We start from the raw sequence: 20,162 nt of genomic DNA, 5'->3' as shown, positions 1-20,162 counted from the left end.
AAGCCCCGTCCGCGACGTGCACGCAATCGCCCCTCGGAACGAGGCGTGCATCTATCGCCCTACCACCGCCTGAAAGCCATCTCGACAGAGCGCAGCCAACGAACGTTCACGATATCTGCGGGCACGCCCTGTGGAAGCGCGCCCGCACGGAGCAGCCCGGCGTCCGCGGGGTCGGATAGGCGCACGAGCCACAGGGCCACGAACGCGATTACCGCCGCGCCCAGGCAGACGCCCAGGATCCAACGGGCGCGAGCGCCCTCCGCCCCGGCCGGCCGGTTCGGACCACCCAAGCGATCAAACCACACGGCCAGCAGCACCGTGGGCGGCACCAGCCAAAAGAGCGGGTGATACGCCATGGCGGCAGCGAAATCAAATTGCAGTGCGCTGAGCCATGCGCGCGTTAATCCGCAACCAGGACACGAGATGCCCGTTACGAAACGAATGGGGCAGCCGATACCCGAAACCAGGAGGACAAGGGCGCTGGCAACAACGAATGCGCCGAGCACAAGCACCCGCTTCAGGATATCGACCACCTTGGAACCTCGGTTCGCCCGTGCTACGCGCGGACCAAGCGCGCGTTATAGGCCGCAGCGAGCGCATTGGAATTCTTGATGATGATATACATGGCAACGAAGGGCCCCAAGCCGCACAGCAGCAAACCGACGATCATCCATAGCAGAATGGTGGTACCGTTCTCCTGGAACATCAACCCATAGCGCGGCGCATTCGCCTGCATGCGGTTACCGATCTTGTAATACCACCAGTACGAGTAAAACCCGCACGTGACGATGGAAAGCAGGATGAAGACGAGCAGACCGGGCGTCTCCTCGTTATCGCCCTGGCAGATGCGATTCATATCGTTTGCAAGCGTGTAGATGAAGTACCAGCTGTAGATCCCACAGGTAAGAAACGTGAGCACGATCCATGTGAGCAGGCTGCGCGACGCGTTCACGGGAACCTGGGGCACACCGTACGATGCAGCGGGAACCTCTCGAATCTCACCAGGGGATGCCGGGGCGTCCTCGGGCGTCACAGGTGAAGCCTGCGGCGGCGTCGGGCCTTGATCCACAAAGCAGCCGCACGCCGAACAAACGCGCGACCCCTCATCCACCTTCGCACCACACGACGGACAATACATAGCATGCCTCCCTCTCCCAGGAACCAATAGGTTGGGAAACCATAGCACTCCGCCCGGACACCAGCGGCATCAAGCGCGAATTCGACCCGTTTCATTACCTTTGAAGGCGGCACAGGCCCCGGCCTTACAAATACAACCCACGCAGCTACCCACTTGCTTACACAGCGGCAGGCCTGCAGCGCAGGGTTGCCACCACGAGCTCTGGCCGGTTGTTCACGCGAAGCGGCACCACGCTCGGGCCCAGGCCGCGACTCACCACCAGCTGCGTGCGCCCGCTTGTGTGCACGCCCGCCGTGATGGCCGGGAAGAACCCCTGGCTCGGAGCGAACAGCGCCCCCACACCCGGCAGCCGCACCTGGCCCCCATGGGCATGGCCCGCGAATGCCACGTCAACACCGTGCGCCGCATATACGTCGAGCAATTCCGGCCGATGCGTAAGCAGCACCGTACACGGCGCGGTCGCATCTCTGCAATCGATACCCGCCGTGGCCAGAACGCGTGCCAGCTGTTCATCGATGATCCGGGGCGTCGCTCCGCGCGGATACGGACGTTGGAAGGCCGGATCCATAAGACCCAGCAGGATCAGTTGCCCTCCGTCTCGTTCAAATGGCACGGCCCCGTTTTCCAGAACAACCACGCCCGCACGTTCCAGGCTGCTCGCGATTTGCGGATACTCTTGCAGGCGCGCCTCGTGATTTCCCGGCACGTAATAGGTAGGCGCCTCCCGTGCCGCCCGAGCTGCAAGATGCACGCCCGCATCGATACGCGTGCGCCGCGAGTCGATCAAATCGCCGGTAACCACAATGAGGTCTGGTCTCGCGCGGCAGATCCGCTTGATCAAGCGCCCGTTGCCGCGACCCAGCTCCGCATTGTGCAGGTCGGAGATATGGGCGATTCTCAAGCCGTCGAGAGCCCGCGGCAACCGATCGACGACGAGCTCGTACGATGTTGTCTGAATAGCCCCGTTCGACCAGGCCGCCCATGCAGCCGCCGCGGTGACACCCGCCGCGCCCAAAGCAAGCACGTCTCGCGTTCTCACACCGATCACCCCAATTCGCCCGCAGCCTACAACCGCCAAGGACACTCGTCTCCGCCCGGCATTATACGACCTCTCGCCGCACCCACCGAAACCGCAAGAAAAGCCTCGAGCGCACCGACCCCTCTTCCGCATAAGCCCCGAGGCGCTGTAAACGCAGGAATCCCCCAGAGGATCCCAAAGCGCGACTTTTCAAGCGGCAAAGCCGCGAAGCCGAGCGCACCAACCTCTTTTTTTCTTGCAAGCTCGAATGGCTTGAACGCAGAGAACCCCGGAGGGATTCCTTGAGGGTGTTCTGAGAGGCGGAGCCTCGAACACACCCGCAAGGAACCCTCCGGGGTTCCAATGGGAGTTCTAAGCGTTTCGCTTAGTACATGCCGCCACCCTGGGCACCGGCGGTAGCAGCCGCGATGGCGTCCTCGAGCTGGGTGTTCTTCGGCACGTCGGAAACGGTGGCCTCGGTGATAAGGATGAGGGAGGCCACGGAAGCGGCGTTCTGCAGGGTGGTGCGGGTAACCTTGACCGGGTCGAGCACGCCCATCTCGATCATGTTGCCCCAGTCGCCGTTAGCGGAGTTCAGACCCTCGCCTGCGGGAAGCTCGGAGACCTTGTCCACGATGACAGCGCCCTCGTAGCCGGCGTTCTTGGCGATGGTGGCCACCGGAGCGGTGAGCGCCTTCTTGATGATGTCGATACCGATCTGCTCCTCGGGATCGGAGATCTCGATGCCCTCGAGCGCGGGCAGGGCGTCCATGAAGGCGACGCCGCCGCCGGCGACGATGCCCTCCTCGACGGCCGCGCGGGTGGCCTGCAGGGCGTCCTCGACGCGATGCTTGATCTCCTTGAGCTCGGTCTCGGTAGCAGCACCGACCTTGATCACGGCAACGCCGCCGGAGAGCTTGGCCAGGCGCTCCTGGAGCTTCTCGCGGTCGAACTCGGACTCGGTGTGCTCCATCTCGCCCTTGATAGCGGCGACGCGATCGGCGATGGCCTCCTTGGTGCCGGCACCGTCGACGATGGTGGTGTTGTCCTTGGTGATGGTGACGGACTTGGCGGTACCGAGCATCTCAGCGGTGATGTCGGCAACCTTGATACCCAGCTCGTCCAGGGCAGCCTGGCCGCCGGTGAGGATGGCGATGTCCTCGAGCAGGCGCTTGCGACGGTCGCCGTAGCCGGGGGCCTTCACAGCGCAGACGTTGAGGGCGCCGCGGATCTTGTTGAGGACGAGCGTGGGCAGGGCCTCGCCGTCGATGTCCTCGGCAATGATGAGCAGGCCCTTGCCGGCGCGGGAAACGGCCTCGAGAACGGGCATGATGTCGGCAACATTGGAGATCTTCTGGTCGGTGATGAGGATATAGGGATCCTTCATCACGGCCTCCATGCGGTCGTTGTCGGTAACGAAGTACGCGGAGACGTAGCCCTTGTCGAACTGCATGCCCTCGACGGTATCGATCTGGATATCGAAGGTCTGGGAATCCTCGACGGTGATAACGCCGTCCTTGCCCACGACGTCCATGGCGTCGGCGATCTTGTTGCCAACCTCGGCGTCGCCGGCGGAGATGGTGCCGACGGAAGCGATCTGCTCCTTGGTGGCGACAGGCTGGGCCTGGCCCTTCATGGCGGTGACGGCGGCGTTGACGGCCTTGTCGATGCCGCGGCGAATGGCCAGCGGGTTGGCGCCGGCGGCCACGTTCTTAAGGCCGTCGTTCACGATGGCCTGGGCCAGCAGCGTAGCGGTGGTGGTGCCGTCACCAACGGTGTCGTTGGTCTTGGTAGCGACCTCCTTCACCAGCTGGGCGCCCATGTTCTCGATGTTGTCCTCGAGCTCGATCTCCTTGGCGACGGAGACGCCGTCGTTGGTGATGGTGGGAGCGCCGAAGGAGCGCTGCAGGGCCACGTAGCGGCCCTTGGGGCCCATGGTAACGGTGACGGCGTCGGCCAGGGTGTTGACGCCCTTCGCGAGCTTGGCGCGAGCGTCGGTATCGAACGTGATGTTCTTAGCCATTGTTATATCCTCCAAAAGAAAGATGCGAGAAGATTCGACTGAGGGACAGGAACTCAATCAAACTGCGTTGCGGAAACGAAAAGTTACTCGACCACGGCGTAGATGTCGTCGGCGCGCATGAGCAGGTAGGTCTCGCCATCGACCTTGACCTCGTTGCCACCGAACTTACCGTAGATGACGACGTCGCCCACCTTCACGTCCATGGGCAGGCGCTCGCCGTTATCGGCCACCTTGCCGGCGCCGACGGCGATGATCTCGCCGCGCTGCGGCTTCTCCTGGGCGTTGCTGGCGATGTACAGGCCGGAAGCGGTCTTCTGCTCGGCCGCATCGGGCTTGACGAGAACGCGGTCACCAAGAGGCTTAAGCATTGGGGATTCCTCCTAACGTGTCGCGCAGGGCGAAACCTGCGCGAACCCTTACGGTTTTTCGTACGCCCTGAATAGTACCCAGCCGTGCGGACTTATACAACGTGACTTCAAAAAATCTTATAACTCGGCACTTAGATTTCCTGAGCGCCGTATTAGTCGTTGAAAGTTCATGCACCGCACAAGCAGATAAGTGCGTCCGCCAGGCACGATGTGACCCTCGCAGAAGGACACAAGATGCGCTTCCATGAAGACCGATGAGACCCAGACCGATCCTTCGCACGCGGCGCAGAACGTCAATCCACTAGTCGATTTGAGAGTGTTGGACCTGGCGCCAATCGACCGGTGAATCGCCTTGGAATCGAGGCCCCTCCGCACGAACCCCATCGTGCGCACATGGGGACAGGCACCAAAAGCGGCATCGACCTTGCAAAGCGGTGCCCTCATTCCTCAAATGCATAAACGCAGAACCGGAATGCATAGAAAAAATACGCGTAGACGTGATTCCGCGCGATTTGCCACCGCGGAGGTGATCCAATGGCACTAAATGTAGAAATTGAGTCCAAAAGGATGCCAGAGCGGCATTCGAACGGCCATTAGCAATCGCCCCAAGCGCCTTCGGAAGCGCTTTCAGCGAAAATACCCGCCTTACCGCTCACATTACGCAACAGTTATCCAGTATCGCGGCAACTTTAAAATATTCATGCCGTCTGCAAGAGCGCCCTCGGACTCATTTTGTGCATTTACTGCCAGAGCGCCACCAGAGAGGAGCATCTAGGACGACAACGGCGCTGCAGCCGCATGAAACTCAGATGGGGCTCTCGCGAGCGCCGTGTCTCATACTTTATGAAACAGCTATCGATGCAGCCCGCCCGTCTTTCAAAGTCGATTGCGCTCGTTCACCGTAAAACCTCCCCTGCGCAAAGCGCCATCGATACAATAAAGGTCATTACAGTACGCGCTCATTATTTGGAAAGGATCGCGCCATGGGCTTCTTTGGATTTGGAAAGTCGGATGGACCCGAGAGCTACACCGCCGCGGGAAAGCTCGTCACCTGCTCGCATTGCGGATGCGATCGCTTCAAAAAACGCGAGGCGCAGCTCAACACGGCGCTTATGAGCGCCATGGACCTCGACTGCTTCAACGAGAGCGCCGTCGCGCTCATCTGCGAAGATTGCGGCCACCTCGAGTGGTTCATCAACGAGGGCTGCCTGAGGTTCGCCGACCAATAGCGACGCGAGGCATGCGCTCCGTTCCACGGCGGGCAGCCCCTGTGGCCCCGCAGGCCGGCGGCGCGCCCCTTGTTACACGAGGAATGGCGCGCAAATGTACGATTATTTCGAAGAGCACCGAGTATACGTGGATATCGCCTCGTAAAACCGCAGGTAGACGCATTGCCGCTTTCTCTATACTCGGCGCAAGGCAATAAAATCGTACATTTGCTCGCCGCAGCGAAAACAAGCTCGCTCCAAGCACCTTCTCGCGGTAGCGCGAGGCCGCACGACAGAAACGTGCCCGATGCCAAAGCCTGGTCGGGGCGTCACGCTCGGACGCCGCGCAACGTGAAGCGAAAATCGACCAGCAGGTCAAAAGCCCGGATACCCTACTCCCTTTTCGCGGTACCGCACGCACCAGCCCTGGCGATGTCGCCCGGAGCGGCAACCTCCAATCCCGAAAAGAACTCGACCACGGGAACGCCCAACCCGTCCGCCAGCTTGCACAGCCACTCGATCGAGGGGTTGTATTTTCCGCTTTCAAATCTGTTTAAGGCAGACCTATCGATGCCAGCGCGCTCGGCAACAAAAGTTTGAGAGCGATTCTGCTGGCTCCGTAGGCGAGCGGCGTTGACGCCGATCGCCTTGTAAATAGATATGTATGCGTCATCTGCCTTCATATCAGCAATCGTATTGACATGCAGAATACGCACTGTTGTTTATAGTCGACAATTTAAGGTTTCGCGTTACACTGTTGTGGTTTATATTCCACACAGTCGACGGGACTTTCTCTATGGCTCAGCAAGTCAAATCTCGCAAGAGAGTGCAGGAGCACGGAGAGGTCTTCACCAACGAACGCGAAGTCAACGCGATGCTCGACATGGTCAAGCAGGAGACGGAGCGCATCGAGTCGCGCTTCTTGGAGCCTGCCTGCGGAAACGGTAATTTCTTAGCCGAAGTCCTGCGCCGCAAGCTCGCCGTGGTGGCGCAGCAGTACAAGAAAAGCCCGGACGACTACATGCGCTACGCCTTCGTGGCCGTGAGCAGCCTGTACGGCGTGGACATCCTGGAGGACAACGCCGAGGAATGCCGCGAGCGCCTGTACGGAATCGTCGAAGCCGAGGCGAAGCGGGCCATCAAGAAACCGGATGCGTTATTCCTCGAAGCGGTCCGCTACCTGCTGCATCAGAACATCCTGTGCGGCGACGCCCTCACCCTCAAGGATTCCAACGGCGACCCCATCACCTTTGCCGAGTGGTCGCTCGTGACCGGCGACAAGGTCAAACGCCGCGACTTCCTGCTAAGCGAGCTGCTGGACGGCAACACCGCCAAAGGCGAGACCCTCTCGCTCTTCGCGCTCGACGACGCGGGGGCCGATGGAGTCCGCGCTCATACCGATTGGGAGTACGACACCGAGATCAACGCGTACATCCCCTCTGCCATAAAGGAATACCCCCTCACCAACTACTGGGAGGTGCAGCGCTATGGCTAGCCTGCTCGAGAAGGCGTACAACCCGGACGTCTTGACCTGTCTGGCCAATCTGAGCAACGACGAGGTCTTCACGCCGCCGGAGCTCGCCAACGACGTGCTGGACATGCTGCCATCCGAGATCTGGAGCGACCCCACCATCAAGATCTTGGACCCCTGCTGCAAATCGGGCGTGTTTTTGCGCGAAGCCGCCAAGCGCTTCATCAAGGGGCTCGAGCACGTATATCCCGACCTGCAGGAACGCGTCGACCACATCATGCACGAGCAGCTCTACGGCATCGCCATCACCGAGCTCACGAGCCTGCTGGCGCGCCGCAGCCTGTATTGCAGCAAGTTTCCCAACGGGCGCTTCAGCGTTGTGGAATTCGACAGCTCCGAGGGCAACGTGCGCCACCGCACCATCCAGCACACATGGTTGAACAACCGCTGCAAATACTGCGGCGCGAGCAACGCCGAATACGACCGCGACGCCGCGCTCGAAACCCATGCGTACGAATTCATTCACGCCGACGATCCGGAAAGGATTTTGAATATGAAGTTCGACGTGATCGTCGGTAACCCGCCGTACCAGTTGAGTGATGGTGGCAACAGCGCATCGGCTATGCCCATTTATCAAAAGTTTGTCGAGCAGGCCAAAAAGCTATCGCCCAGATTCCTGGCAATGATTATTCCCGCTCGATGGTTTGTGGGAGGCAGAGGGCTCGATTCATTCAGATCAGAAATGCTGAATGACCGCCACATTCGAATCCTGCATGATTATCCAAATGCCTCAGATTGCTTTCCTGGCGTAGAGATCAAAGGTGGAGTCTGCTACTTCCTCCGCGAGCGCGATTCGGAGGGCCTCTGCACCATTTTCTCCCACAATGGGAACGAAACAACCTCCTGCACGCGCCCGCTTCTTGAGCCCGGAATGAGCACCTTTATCCGAAGCACAACGCAAATCTCCGTACTCAACAAGGTGAAACAGCTTAATGAAGAGCCAATGTCCGCACTAATGAATGCAGGACGATTTTTTGGTTTCCATACCAGGATTATCTGGAATGGCGAAACGGGAACACTTCAAACCGCCGATGGCGCGTCGAGCTACCCTGTTAGAAAAACTCAAACCGAGAACTATTGCATAAAAGTTTATGTAGCCCACGGGACATGTTGGATTCAGCCGAAAAATATCACGCGAAACCAACAAGCAATTGACTTATATAAAGTCCTGATTCCTCGAGCCGGGAATCCCAACAGCTCGATTCTCGGCAACCCAAAAATCAGCGAGCCTGGAAGCTGCAGCTCCAACACCTACAACGTTATTGTTCTTGGTGAGGACAGAGAAACAGCTGAAAACATCGTGACCTATCTCAAAACAAGATTCGTCAGATATCTAGTTGCGACACGAACATCCACTCAAGACATGGCACCAAAATCATTCGAATTTGTCCCCTGCCAAAACTGGTCACGCCCCTGGAAGGACGAAGACCTCTTTGAGAAATATAGCCTGTCTGCCAATGAGAGGCAGGCGGTTCTTGACGCCATTCCTGAAATGATTTAGGAGCCTATCGTGGCAGCATCCCGCACCTTCTTCCCCGCGCGTCCGGAGGTCCGCCCTTCCATCTACGCGTATCGCGACAAGAATCCGGACCACGCGCATTTCCTCAAGGTCGGCTATACGGAAATCGACGTTGAACGACGCGTGGCGCAGCAGTTCCCCGTCATCCAGCCGGACGAGGGCAAGCCCTACGAGATCATGTTCGCCGAAAGCGCCATGCGCACGGACGGCTCCTCCTTCATGGACCACGCGGTCCATAAGCGCCTCAGGCAAATGGGCTTCGATAATCCCAACGGCGAGTGGTTCCGCTGCACGCCCGCCGACGTGCGCAACGCATGGCTGCAGGTCCGCGACCGCACCAGCTACGAACGCGAGCGCACCGAGGACTTCGCCATGCGCCCCGAGCAGCTCGATGCCGTCAACAAGACGGAGGCGTACTTCCGCGCCTGCGAGCAGCCGGGCAACCGCAGCGTGCCCAAGTTCCTCTGGAACGCCAAGATGCGATTCGGCAAGACCTTCGCCACCTACCAGCTCGCCCGCCGCATGAACATGAAGCGCGTGCTCGTGCTCACCTTCAAGCCGGCCGTCGAGGACGCGTGGCGCGAGGACCTGGAGAGCCATATCGACTTCGAGGGCTGGCAGTTCGTCTCGCGCGGCGCCATGGCCTACGAGGAGTGCGACCCCGCGCGCCCCATCGTATGCTTCGGCTCGTTCCAGGACTTCCTGGGCGTGGACCGCGCCACCGGCGCCATCAAACCGCGCAACGAGTGGGTCCACCTGGAGCACTGGGACCTCGTCGCCTTCGATGAATACCACTTCGGCGCCTGGCGCGACAGCGCTCAAAAGCTCTTCGCCAAGCCGGCAGACGAGGACGACGTCGTCGAATCCACCGAAAAGGAGGTGGACGCGGCATCCACGGGCAACAGCCTCGACGAGACCTGGCTGCCCATTCAGGCAGACCGCTACCTCTACCTCTCTGGAACGCCCTTCCGCGCGCTCACCTCCGGCGAGTTCATCGAGGACCAGATCTTCAACTGGACCTACTCCGACGAACAGCAGGCTAAGCAGGACTGGGCGCGGTCGCACCCGTTTACGCCGAATCCGTACGAGGCCCTCCCCCGCATGGTCCTCATGACCTACAAGGTGCCCGACTCCATCACCCGCGTGGCGCGCGCGGGAGAATTCGACGAGTTCGACCTCAACGTGTTCTTCTCCGCCACCGGCGAGGGCGCCGAGGCGCAGTTTAAATACAAGGACTACGTGCAGAAATGGCTCGACCTGATCCGCGGAGCGCTGGCCGAGACCACCACCGACGAGCTCAAGATGGGCGCGCAGAAGCCGGTGCTGCCCTTCAGCCACGCGGCGCTGCTCGCCAACCTCACGCACACCCTGTGGTTCCTGCCCAACGTGGCATCGTGCCACGCCATGGCGAACCTGCTGGCCGAACGGCAAAACGCGTTTTACCACGATTACCGGGTGCTGATAGCGGCGGGCTCCGACGCGGGTATCGGCCTTGAGGCCGTCGATCCCGTGCGCCGCGCCATGGGCAACCCGTTGACCACCAAGACCATCACCCTGTCGTGCGGCAAGCTCACCACCGGCGTCACCATCCGCCCGTGGACCGGCGTGTTCATGCTGCGCAACCTCAAGAGCCCCGAGACGTACTTCCAAACCGCCTTCCGCGTGCAGAGCCCTTGGACCGCCAAGGACGAGGACGGCCGCACGCAGGTCATCAAGCAGGAATGCTACGTCTTCGACTTCGCGCTCGACCGCGCGCTGGCCATGGTGTCCGATTACAGCTGCCAGCTCTCCGTGGACGAGCCCAACCCCGAGAAGAAGGTCGCGGACTTCATCAAGTTCCTGCCCGTGCTCGCCTACGACGGCAGCGCCATGCGCGAGGTGAACGCCGCGGACATCCTGGACATCGCCATGGCGGGCACCTCGGCCACGCTGCTGGCGCGCCGCTGGGAGAGCGCGCTTTTGGTCAACGTGGACAACGACACGCTGCGCCGTCTGCTCGACAACGCCGAGGCCATGCGCGCCCTCAGCAATATCGAGGGCTTCCGCAGCCTGAACGACGACATCGAGACCATCATCAACAAGTCCGAGCACGTCAAGAAGGTCAAGAAGGAGGGCGGCGAGCTTAGCAAGAAGGAGAAGAAGGAGCTCTCCGAAGAGGAGAAAGAATTCAAGAGCAAGCGCAAGCAGATCCAGGAGAAGCTGATCAAGTTCGCCACGCGCATCCCCGTGTTCATGTACCTCACCGATTACCGCGAGCAGAGCCTGAAAGAGGTCATCACGCAGCTGGAACCCGGCCTGCTCAAGAAGGTCACGGGCCTCTCGGTGAAGGACTTCGAGCTGCTGGTGTCGCTCGGGGTGTTCCGCGATTCCGTGATGAACGACGCGGTGTACAAGTTCCGCCGCTATGAGGACGCCAGCCTTTCCTACACCGGCATCGAGAAGCACAGCTACGACGCGCGCGTGGGCCTGTTCGACACCTCCCTGACCAAAGAGGACTTCGAGGAGATGGCCCGCCAGGACACGCTGTTGGACGAGACCGGACGACTGGTGAGGGCGGCTGCGGGCAACGAGTCTACAGAGGAGCGCAATCGACCTCGAAGCGGTGCCGCTAGACCTGCCGCTCCGTCCCGTCCCGTCCATGGACCCGGCGCCGCCGCGCACGTGCGTGCCGCAACGTCCTCGGCCGGCAGCGCTGGCGTGGATGCGCGCCCGCACGGTGTCACGGCATCCCACGGCGCCCCCGCCTCAAGTGACGCAGCGGCCCATGGCGCTGAGGCGGCGCACGGCGCGAGGCGGGACTGGGTCGTGGAAGCGCTCGAGGAGCGCGGACTCACCTACACCGATCTTCGCGAGACGAACCGAGGCAACCTCTGGGTGATCGGCGGCGGCGAGCTCGACGACGCGATGACGGCCCTCGCCGAGCGCGGGGCCCGCTTCGAGTTCACCTTCCGCGGCAGCCAGGCTACGAGAGGCCGCGCAGGCTGGTGGCTCGCCGGATATCCGGAGGAGCGCAAACTCGACTGGCACGAGCCGCCTGCAGTGACCGATGCCAAGCTCGACGCGCTCGAACCCGGCGACACGGTGTTCCATAAAGCCTTTGGTTACGGCGAGGTCATCGACATCGATCGAGAGGGCGGCTTCATCGAAGTGGTGCTGGGCACCGATAAACACGGACGCCCCAAGCGTCGCAAGTTCCTCTTCCCCAACGCCTTCGACCAGGGCCTGCTCACGCTATAGGCAATCCGGTCAAGATAGCCGACAGGAGGCACCTCTCAGATTGGTGCCTGTCCCTAATCTGAGAGCGGGGCGCCTCTCAGATTGGTGCCTGTCCCTAATTTGAGAAGGTGGGACAAATAACCCCGTCCCAAAAGAACGCTAATTTGAGGGGGCGGGCCTACCGCTCGTATACCTGGCGACCGCCCACGAAGGTGGCGAGCACCTGCGCGCGCTGGATGTCGTCGGGTGCGCAGGCGGTGATGTCGCGATCGAGCGCCACGAAGTCCGCGAGCATGCCGGTCGCGATCTGCCCCAGCTCGTCCTCGCGACCCGCCGCCGCGGCGCTGCCGGCGGTGTAGATGCGCAGCGCGTCGGCGGCCGAGATGCGCTCGCTCGGCAGCCAGCCGCCCGCGGGCTCGTGCGTGAAGGGACGGGTCATTTTGGGACGGGGTATTTTGTCCCCCCTTTTCGAGGTTGCCCGAGAAATTCAATGGCAGCCTTGCGAGCATAACTGGCTATAACTCCAGCATTTCCCGTTTGAATTCGTTGCGAATCTCAGGAGAGCCATCCGAATTAACCTCCCAGCCCTTCCCCGAGTCATATACCAACTCATCAACGTTCTCGCCGAACTTCACCGTAAGCATCATCCAATTGCAAGCTTGTTTATCGATGCTCATCATCTGATCTCCAAAATCAAACAGCACCGCCTGGGGATAGGCAGTTTTGAACGTCAGCTTGCCATCCTCGTAGGAATCAACCGAATCCTGCGCCACCAGGACACGCTTCACGACCTTGCCGCACTCCACGCGCATCTCCTCCCCTGAAAGCTCGCTCAAAGCGGCAACGCTGCCTAGGCCCTGCTCGATGGAAAGAAAGGCATCGTCATCATCAACCTCCCCATTGCCGGAATAGTCGATATCGTGCATGCGGGAAACAATGTCGAATGCTCCGCCGCTAAGATAGAGCCGTACACGCCCGAATGCCAAGCCGCTTGTAACGGGCACGTAGCCAATCGCTTCGAGGACGTTGCCCTTAGCCCCACAAAGCAGCTCAATCTCCTCGTTGCTAAAACGCATATCCATATCGACCATTACAGCCTCCCCTTTCTTAAGGGAACGAAGTGAATCTTCTGATCCGCGATACCCAGGACGCCATTGCAGGATAATTCAACCACCGGTGTTCCATCGGAAGTTGACGTCCACCGATACGTCACCCTGCCGCCGTCGCGCATGATCCACATGAAACCTTTGGCGGGAAGCGGCCGAACGACAGAGGGGTTCGCCGCGGCAATAGCAGCAAACTCCGCGGCAGTGCGGCCTGGCGCTTCCGTGGCGATGTTGCGAATCCGCTCCTTCCGCGAAACACCTTTGGTCCCAAAGTATCCTCTTTCATCCACCGGGAAGTACTTAACGAGCTCTTCCAGATTCTCCTCAAGCGATCTACCTGCCCGCAAAGCCATTGTATCCCCCTTAGCCGATCCCATTGCGCACCCCCTTCTCGCGATAGTAACGAGCCGTTTCTCCCTCATATGAAATGATTTCGATACCGTCTTGACGTGCCTCATCAAACACGCCGCTACGGTCAGAACCTATCACCAAAACCCGCTTTGGCCTCACAATCTCTCGCATCGGACCAAAGCCGTCCTCGAACACCTTCCTTGTCTCACTGTTCCCAAAGCAGCCAATTGTTCCAACGGCAATCGTGCCTTCAGGCTCTACGGCAGAAAATGAAAAATCGTACGTATTCTTAAGGCCCCAGCGCAGAAATGGCACTCCTACACACCCATTACGTTGCATCCATGCTCCAATAGCGCGACTGCGGCAAACGGCTTCAAGCTGCATATAACGCGGATAGCCCCAGAACATGCTGAAATCAGGAGCAATGCACCCCTTAAAACACTGAAGTCGAGATAGTTGCTTCCAAGGATTACGCCACAGGCTCATAAAACGAGCATCATGGATACAGAAGTGAACCCATTTATCGTGATTCACTTCCCTGTTAATTCGATCATAGGGAACCAACGAGGGCGGAAGAGCGTCTACACGGCACATGAGTGGCATATCCCACTCCCCATACGGTGTTGCCCCCGTATTAATGTCAGCGTTGAAAACGCTTCGGTAGGTTTCATAGTTCAAAATGAAACCCCTTTCTACTCAAGAAACGGACCTATTCCCGCCTTGATTTCATAGTAGGTCTAGTTATAATTACTAACTAGTTACGTTATTTAGTTAGAGGAGTGACCGATGGTGGACCACAGTGGAATCAAAGCTAGTGAAGAGGACCTCATCCACCAACCCATCAGAGCGGAAATAACATTCAAGTTCGCGTCTGTACCCCTACCGGAAGAGATTCTCGTATGCACTCTTCCTATATGGACGATGGGGACGGGCACGATGGAATACTTTGATGAATTTGGACCCCGATCGAAGACCGTCGTAGAACCCCAAGACCTCGATACTTGCTGTTTCGCCATGAATCTGCAGCGCATGCAGAAGGGAACCCAGCCCATGCACACCCTTCCCAAGGGCTTTTACTGCAACGAGTTTCTCGACCTGAACCCTCTCGATATTCAGGATCTACTCGACTTCCAGAAAAAGTACGGGCGCATCACCGGCGCACGCAAACGCAAGCCTTATGACGAGGATATGCATGCAGTTCTACGCCCCGAGCCGGATGGAGATGTCTTCGCGGGCGCGCGCGAGCGCCGCCATGCGGATCAACTGTCGGGAATCAAGGCATCCCAAGCACTCTACGATGCTGTTCCGAACGAAGAATACGTAGATACCATGCTCATCAATCAACTGAGTGCCGTCTCGTTTCGCGAGGCAATCGCGACGGTGCTTGACGCGCAAGCGGTCGTCAAAGACCTGCTGCGAGTACAGCGGGAAGATCTTGGGCCAATGACGGTCCTAGAAGCCCTCAGCGCTAAGGAGGCCTCGGAATACCTATCTATAATCCTCGGAAAGGCGGTGCCCTTGATTCAGCTCGTGACGGAAGGAGCGGAGCACAAGCGCTTCTACGACCTTATCGACGGCGTCTTCATCCAGCTCGCACGCGGATTGCTCAATAACAACGCCTACCGCACCTGTGCTAATCCGGAATGCGGGCGCACCTTCACGCCGCGCGAAATGAACCGTCGTCTCGACACGCTATACTGCTGCTCCGCATGTCAGGAGCGCGCCAAGCGCCTACGATACGTGAACAAGCATTCGAAGTAGAAACGCTAAGCGACACGCTGCCCCGCCATGCGAGCGTCGGACTCATTTTGGGACGGGGTTATTTGTCCCGCCTTTTCACGCGAACCCCGTCACCCGATCACAAACCATGCCGATGCAAAGCAAAACGAGCACCCGCCTTCCGTCGGCATAGCAGCAGGTTTAACCTTCCCGAATAAGAAGGCGGGACAAATAACCCCGTCCCAAAAGAACGAGAGCGGGGCACCTCTCAGATTGGTGCCTGTCCCTAATCTGAGAGCGGGGCGCCTCTCAGATTGGTGCCTGTCCCTAATTTGAGAAGGTGGGACAAATAACCCCGTCCCAAAAGAACGCTAATTTGAGGGGGCGGGCCTACCGCTCGTATACCTGGCGACCGCCCACGAAGGTGGCGAGCACCTGCGCGCGCTGGATGTCGTCGGGTGCGCAGGCGGTGATGTCGCGGTCGAGCGCCACGAAATCTGCGAGGTAGCCGGGCGCGATCTGCCCCAGCTCGTCCTCGCGACCCGCCGCCGCGGCGCTGCCGGCGGTGTAGATGCGCAGCGCGTCGGCGGCCGAGATGCGCTCGCTCGGCAGCCAGCCGCCCGCGGGCTCATGCGTGAAGGGATCTTGGCGCGTAACGGCGCAGTACAGCACGTCCATGCTGGTCACCGCCGTGATGGGCGAGTCGGTGCCGAACGCCTGCTCCACGCCGCGCTCCTCGTAGGTTGCGAACGGCCACATGATGCGGCTGCGCTCGGGCCCCAGGTCGCGCTCGGGGCCACCGGGATCCAGCGTGATATGGCCGGGCTGGGAGCTCGCCAGCACGCCCACCTCGCGCAGGCGATCGATGTCGCCTTCCAGCAGGTTCTCCAGATGCTCGAGCGTGTTTCGTCCCTGCAGGGGCTCGCCGTACCAGGCGCGCGCCTCCTCGAAGATGTCGAGCGCCTCGTGGATCGCGCGGTCGCCGATCGCATGGATGCGCACGGAGTGACCGCGCTCGGCAGCCGCCAGCACCAGCTCACGCATGCGGTCGGCCGGCACCGTGGGGCGCCCGCAGTCGCCGGGCGTGCGCGCGTTGGTGTACGGGTCGGTGAGCCACGCGGTGTGCTGGCTGCTCACGCCGTCGAAGAACTGCTTGAACCCCGGCGCGCGCAGCAGCGGGAACTCATCATCGGCATAGCGCTCCTGCAGGTCTTCCAGGCGCGACTGATCGTCGAGCAGCGTGGGATACATATGCACGCGCAACGTGAGCCCGCCTTCGCGGGAGAGCTTCTCGTACACGTCGTCGCGAACGAAATCGCAGCCCGGATGCGGCATGAGGGCCATATCGCAGATCGAGGTGATGCCCTGCTCGGCCATGCGGCCCATCTGGTCCGCGTAAGCGCGGGCGATGTCTTCTTCGGTGAGCCACTCCAAGCAGCGCGGCAGCAGCTCCATCGCGGCCGCCTCGCGAACGATGCCCGTGAGCTCGCCGTCCTCGTCCTTATCGTAGCTGCCGCCCTGCGGCGGCACGGAATCGCGGGTGACGCCGAGCTCCTCCAGCGCGCGGCTGTTCAGCCACAGCGTGTGGCCGTCACCCGAGTACATGACGCAGGGACGGTCCGGGAAGGCCTCGTCGATGGAGCGCTTGGTGGGCGGCACCGGCGGGTCCCAGCGGTAATCGCGCCAGCCCTGGGTGACCACCCAGGCATGACTCGGCAGGCCGGCCGCGAACTCCTTCGTGCGCTCCACCAGCTCCGCCTCGCTGTCCCCCATGTGCATGAGCAGGAACGGCGAGGAGCCGAGCGCGGTGTGGAAGAAATGCAGGTGCGCGTCGTGGAAGCCCGGGCAGACGAAGGCATCGCCGAAGTCGCGCACCGGGGTGTCCGCGGGCACGGAGGCGAGCACCTCGTCGGGCGCGCCCACCTGCACGATGCGCTCGCCCGCCACCGCGAACGCGAGCTCGCGCGGCTTTTCCTCGCCCGGCTCCGACGTAAACACCGTGCGCGAACGCACCACATAATCTGCCTGGAAAGCCATATTCCGCCGCCTTCGATTCGCATGGATGAGAGAGCGCCGGCGCGGCTCCAACCGGAATCGCGCGGCATACGGGTGCATCATACCGCCCAGCGCCCCTCCCCGTGCACGTATTTATGCGAGCGCGCCGTTTTGCCGCCCGGAAACGCACCCCTCAGAAAGGGGACAGGCACTTTTCTGAGGCGGGATCGCGTTGAGGCGCATGGGCCGCCGCGACCGTGCGAGCGCGCCGTTTTGCCGTTTGGAGGCTCATTTTGGAACGAGGCCTTTTCTCCCTCGTTCCAAGTAGCTTTTACGCGCGGAATGCGAGCCGTTGGAGCAGCAATAACCCACCTTGCCGAAGCGCCGGGCACCCCGCGCTGGAAACGAGCACGTATTCGAAGCGCCCTCAAACCTCGGAAAAGTGCCTGTCCCTAAATTGAGCGCACCCAACCTCGGAAAAGTGCCTGTCCCTAATTTGAGGTGATAGGCGATGCACCGTGATAGAGTTAAAGCAGCGTACCGTTTACGAAAGCACAGCGGAAAGGTTGTTGTTAAGCATGGTAAAGACCAGAGCGCAGCAGATCATGGACCACGAGCACGTTCATACGAGCGAAGAGATCACGCAGGGCATCCGCGAGATCGGCGCGGAATTCGAGCCCTATATCATCCGCCAGCGTCGGCACTTCCATAAGTACCCCGAGCAGAGCCTGCACGAGGTGCGCACGACCTCCGACATCTGCGGCCAGCTCGACGCCATGAACATCCCCTACGAGCGCCCGCTCGAGACCGGCGTGGTAGCAACGCTGCGCGGCACCGCCCCGGACGCCTACCGCGCCGACGGCACCCCGCGCCGCCGCCTGCTGCTGCGCGCCGACATCGACGCCCTTCCCGTGACCGAGCGCACCGAGGAGGAGTTCGCGTCCGTCAACGAGGGCTTCATGCACGCCTGCGGCCACGATTGCCACATCGCCATGATGCTGGGGACCCTGCAGATCCTGCGCCATATGACCGACGACATCCACGGCGAGATCCGCGTGGTGTTCCAACCCTCCGAGGAGAACGGCAAGGGCGGCAAGATGATGGTGGCAGCCGGCGCGACGCGCGACTGCGACGGCGCCTTCGCCATGCACATCTGGAGCGAGGTCGACGCGGGCAAGATCTCCATCGAGCCCGGCCCGCGCATGGCCAACACCGACTGGTTCCGCATCGACATCCACGGCACCTCCTGCCACGGCGCCATGCCCCAGCGCGGCGCGGACGCCGTGATGGCGGCAGCCGAGATCGTAAACGCGCTGCAGACGATCGTCTCGCGCGAGATCAGCCCCTACGAGCCCGCGGTGGTGACCGTGGGCGAGATCCACGGCGGCACCGCCCGCAACGTCATCGCCGGCTCGGCCTACCTCACCGGCACCGTGCGCACCTACGGCTCCACCGCGCACCAGATGATGCCCGAGCTCATCAAGCGCATCGTGAGCCATACCGCCATGGCCCTGGGCGCCGAGGCCGAGCTCACCGACTACACCGTGGCCAACCTCAAGGTCGACAACGACCCTGCCGCGGCCCAGCGCGGGCGCGACGCCCTCGTCAAGGTGCTGGGTGAAGAGGCCGTGGGTACCTACCGCGGCACGCTCTCGGGCGAGGACTTCTCCGAATACCTGCACGAGGTGCCGGGCGCGCTGGCGTTCGTAGGCTGCCGTAACCCCCAGATCGGCGCCACCTTCGCGCAGCACTCGTGCTTCTACAAGGTCGACGAGTCGGTACTGGCCCGCGGCAGCATGTTCGCCGCGCAGTACGCCATCGACTTCCTGGGCGAGGAGTAGCGCGGGCCATCGCCGGAAGCGCGCGGTGCCGCGCCCCGAGCACGGAAACGCCGGCGCTAGGGGCGCGGCATCAACACGGTGCGGCGCACATCGATCATCTCGGCCGCGATGCTGATCGCGATCTCGGCCGGCGTCTCGCAGGCCATCGGCACGCCCACGGGCATATGAAGGCGCTCGACGAGCTCGGGCGACGCGCCGGCCCGAGCAAGCCCCTCCTTGAAGTGCGCCGCCTTCTTGGGGCTTCCCATGCAGCCCAGGTACGCCGGCACCGCCGCGAGCGCCTGCTCCACCACGGCGTAATCGCTGCCATGCGACAACGTGCAGCACACCACCAGATCCCGGGCGCCGATGGCACACGTGCCGGAAAGGTCGCCGTAGTCGACCAGACGACGCTCCACGCCCTCGGGCAGCCCCGCGCCCTCGAGCGCCTCGACCCGGTTGTCGCACGCCACCACGGAGAACCCGGCGCGCGCAAGCACCGGAGCCAGCGCGCGGCCCACATGGCCGCAACCCATGATGTAGACGCGTCCTTCGGGACACAAGCGCTCGACATACGCGCCGCCCCCGAGGAGTCCTTCGGGGTCCTCGGCGCGAGCCGTCCCCGCAGCCTGCAGGCGAATCGTCGGCGAGCCATCGATACTCGCCGAGACGCTTGCTCCGCGGAGGGGCTCGGCACCGCGCGCGCGGGCGCCGTCGAAGCGCGACAGGTCGACAAACAACTCGCAATCGATACGTTCTACCAGGGATTTTTCAAGCTGCTTGCAAAACTCCAGCTTATCGCTATCGAAATAGAGATATGCAAGGTCGCAGACGGTGGTACAGGCCGCCCCCGTCTCGCCCGCCCGGCCGCCCAGGTCATAGCTTGCCAAGCACGACCGCTTGGCCGCAAGCAGCTCGCGCGCCGTACGGATCGCCAGCGTCTCGATAGCGCTACCGCCCACCGTACCCGCGCACGCGCCCTCCTCGTTCACGACGAGCCACGCGCCGGCCCCGCGCGCCGACGGCCCGCGCGTGGCCGCGAGCACCACGAGCTCGACCGGCCTCCCCGCTTCAAGGGATGCGGCTGCCGAACGAACTACCTCTAGCTTTTCCATTGACTCGCTCCTTCGCATATCAACTCGTACCGCGG

At 61.5% G+C, this 20,162-nt stretch carries 18 protein-coding genes; 6 read left to right on the top strand and 12 right to left on the bottom strand.

Annotated elements, in window-relative coordinates; translation table 11 throughout:
• Positions 1 to 59: 59 nt before the first annotated feature.
• The 5 genes from E4J93_RS00675 to groES form a co-directional block, all read right to left on the bottom strand.
• On the bottom strand, positions 60 to 533 hold the full coding sequence (locus tag E4J93_RS00675; RefSeq protein WP_147587558.1) for a DUF2752 domain-containing protein: 474 nt from the start codon (positions 531 to 533) through the stop codon (positions 60 to 62).
• Positions 534 to 556: 23 nt separating this feature from the next.
• Entirely contained in the window at positions 557 to 1,138 is a 582-nt protein-coding gene (locus E4J93_RS00670; protein ID WP_147587557.1) for a DUF4234 domain-containing protein, read from the bottom strand.
• 157 nt (positions 1,139 to 1,295) lie between these two features.
• Positions 1,296 to 2,177: a metallophosphoesterase gene (locus E4J93_RS00665; RefSeq protein ID WP_222705666.1), complete on the bottom strand. Its 882-nt coding sequence runs from the start codon at positions 2,175 to 2,177 to the stop codon at positions 1,296 to 1,298.
• A gap of 364 nt (positions 2,178 to 2,541) precedes the next feature.
• Complete coding sequence (gene groL / locus E4J93_RS00660; protein WP_147587555.1) at positions 2,542 to 4,179, bottom strand: chaperonin GroEL; 1,638 nt, start codon at positions 4,177 to 4,179, stop codon at positions 2,542 to 2,544.
• An 83-nt stretch (positions 4,180 to 4,262) separates the two neighbouring features.
• A complete protein-coding gene (gene groES / locus E4J93_RS00655) occupies positions 4,263 to 4,547 on the bottom strand; it encodes a co-chaperone GroES (protein WP_147587554.1) in 285 nt (94 codons plus the stop codon).
• A gap of 983 nt (positions 4,548 to 5,530) precedes the next feature.
• Between groES and E4J93_RS00650 the strand changes: the two genes are divergently transcribed.
• On the top strand, positions 5,531 to 5,776 hold the full coding sequence (locus E4J93_RS00650) for a DNA-binding protein (RefSeq protein WP_147587553.1): 246 nt from the start codon (positions 5,531 to 5,533) through the stop codon (positions 5,774 to 5,776).
• Between the two features lie 371 nt (positions 5,777 to 6,147).
• Here the strand turns inward: E4J93_RS00650 and E4J93_RS00645 are convergent, their stop codons facing one another.
• Entirely contained in the window at positions 6,148 to 6,438 is a 291-nt protein-coding gene (locus E4J93_RS00645; RefSeq protein ID WP_147587552.1) for a helix-turn-helix domain-containing protein, read from the bottom strand.
• A gap of 113 nt (positions 6,439 to 6,551) precedes the next feature.
• Here E4J93_RS00645 and E4J93_RS00640 point away from each other — a divergent pair, with 113 nt between their 5' ends.
• From E4J93_RS00640 to E4J93_RS00630, 3 genes are read left to right on the top strand one after another with little or no spacing between them, the layout of a single operon-like run.
• The gene (locus tag E4J93_RS00640) at positions 6,552 to 7,250 is read left to right on the top strand and encodes an SAM-dependent DNA methyltransferase (RefSeq protein WP_147587551.1); all 699 of its coding nucleotides are present in this window, start codon (positions 6,552 to 6,554) and stop codon (positions 7,248 to 7,250) included.
• Positions 7,243 to 8,787 carry an Eco57I restriction-modification methylase domain-containing protein gene (locus tag E4J93_RS00635; protein ID WP_147587550.1) on the top strand — a complete coding sequence of 515 codons (1,545 nt, stop codon included), beginning with the start codon at positions 7,243 to 7,245 and terminating at the stop codon, positions 8,785 to 8,787. Before E4J93_RS00640 ends, E4J93_RS00635 begins: the two co-directional genes overlap by 8 nt.
• A gap of 9 nt (positions 8,788 to 8,796) precedes the next feature.
• Complete coding sequence (locus E4J93_RS00630; RefSeq protein ID WP_147587549.1) at positions 8,797 to 12,042, top strand: GIY-YIG nuclease family protein; 3,246 nt, start codon at positions 8,797 to 8,799, stop codon at positions 12,040 to 12,042.
• A 157-nt stretch (positions 12,043 to 12,199) separates the two neighbouring features.
• Here the strand turns inward: E4J93_RS00630 and E4J93_RS00625 are convergent, their stop codons facing one another.
• The 4 genes from E4J93_RS00625 to E4J93_RS00610 all read right to left on the bottom strand — a co-directional run bounded on the left by E4J93_RS00625 (position 12,200) and on the right by E4J93_RS00610 (position 14,156).
• On the bottom strand, positions 12,200 to 12,460 hold the full coding sequence (locus E4J93_RS00625) for an amidohydrolase family protein (protein ID WP_255431844.1): 261 nt from the start codon (positions 12,458 to 12,460) through the stop codon (positions 12,200 to 12,202).
• A gap of 76 nt (positions 12,461 to 12,536) precedes the next feature.
• Positions 12,537 to 13,112, bottom strand: a complete 576-nt coding sequence (locus tag E4J93_RS00620) for a hypothetical protein (RefSeq protein WP_147587548.1) — start codon at positions 13,110 to 13,112, stop codon at positions 12,537 to 12,539.
• Positions 13,112 to 13,504, bottom strand: coding sequence for a hypothetical protein (locus E4J93_RS00615; RefSeq protein WP_147587547.1), 393 nt, complete (start codon positions 13,502 to 13,504; stop codon positions 13,112 to 13,114). The genes E4J93_RS00620 and E4J93_RS00615 overlap by 1 nt, the downstream gene beginning before the upstream one ends.
• On the bottom strand, positions 13,491 to 14,156 hold the full coding sequence (locus tag E4J93_RS00610) for a DUF4417 domain-containing protein (RefSeq protein ID WP_147587546.1): 666 nt from the start codon (positions 14,154 to 14,156) through the stop codon (positions 13,491 to 13,493). Before E4J93_RS00610 ends, E4J93_RS00615 begins: the two co-directional genes overlap by 14 nt.
• A 258-nt stretch (positions 14,157 to 14,414) precedes the next feature.
• On the opposite strand from E4J93_RS00610, the gene E4J93_RS00605 reads away from it, so the two are divergent.
• Positions 14,415 to 15,239: a hypothetical protein gene (locus tag E4J93_RS00605; RefSeq protein WP_147587545.1), complete on the top strand. Its 825-nt coding sequence runs from the start codon at positions 14,415 to 14,417 to the stop codon at positions 15,237 to 15,239.
• A 348-nt stretch (positions 15,240 to 15,587) separates the two neighbouring features.
• On the opposite strand, the gene E4J93_RS00600 is transcribed toward E4J93_RS00605, so the two are convergent.
• Positions 15,588 to 17,234, bottom strand: a complete 1,647-nt coding sequence (locus tag E4J93_RS00600; RefSeq protein ID WP_147587544.1) for an amidohydrolase — start codon at positions 17,232 to 17,234, stop codon at positions 15,588 to 15,590.
• A 536-nt stretch (positions 17,235 to 17,770) separates the two neighbouring features.
• On the opposite strand from E4J93_RS00600, the gene E4J93_RS00595 reads away from it, so the two are divergent.
• Positions 17,771 to 19,033 (top strand): amidohydrolase, encoded by a 1,263-nt coding sequence (locus tag E4J93_RS00595; protein WP_147587543.1) that lies wholly within the window; start codon positions 17,771 to 17,773, stop codon positions 19,031 to 19,033.
• A gap of 56 nt (positions 19,034 to 19,089) precedes the next feature.
• Here the strand turns inward: E4J93_RS00595 and E4J93_RS00590 are convergent, their stop codons facing one another.
• On the bottom strand, positions 19,090 to 20,127 hold the full coding sequence (locus tag E4J93_RS00590; protein WP_187231537.1) for an XdhC family protein: 1,038 nt from the start codon (positions 20,125 to 20,127) through the stop codon (positions 19,090 to 19,092).
• Between the last annotated feature and the right edge of the window lie 35 nt (positions 20,128 to 20,162).

The organism is Collinsella sp. BA40 (assembly GCF_008014645.1).
Taxonomy (GTDB): Bacteria; Actinomycetota; Coriobacteriia; order Coriobacteriales; family Coriobacteriaceae; genus Collinsella.
The sequence above is the reverse complement of the archived record's forward strand: the minus strand, read 5'-3'. Positions and strand labels throughout refer to the sequence as shown.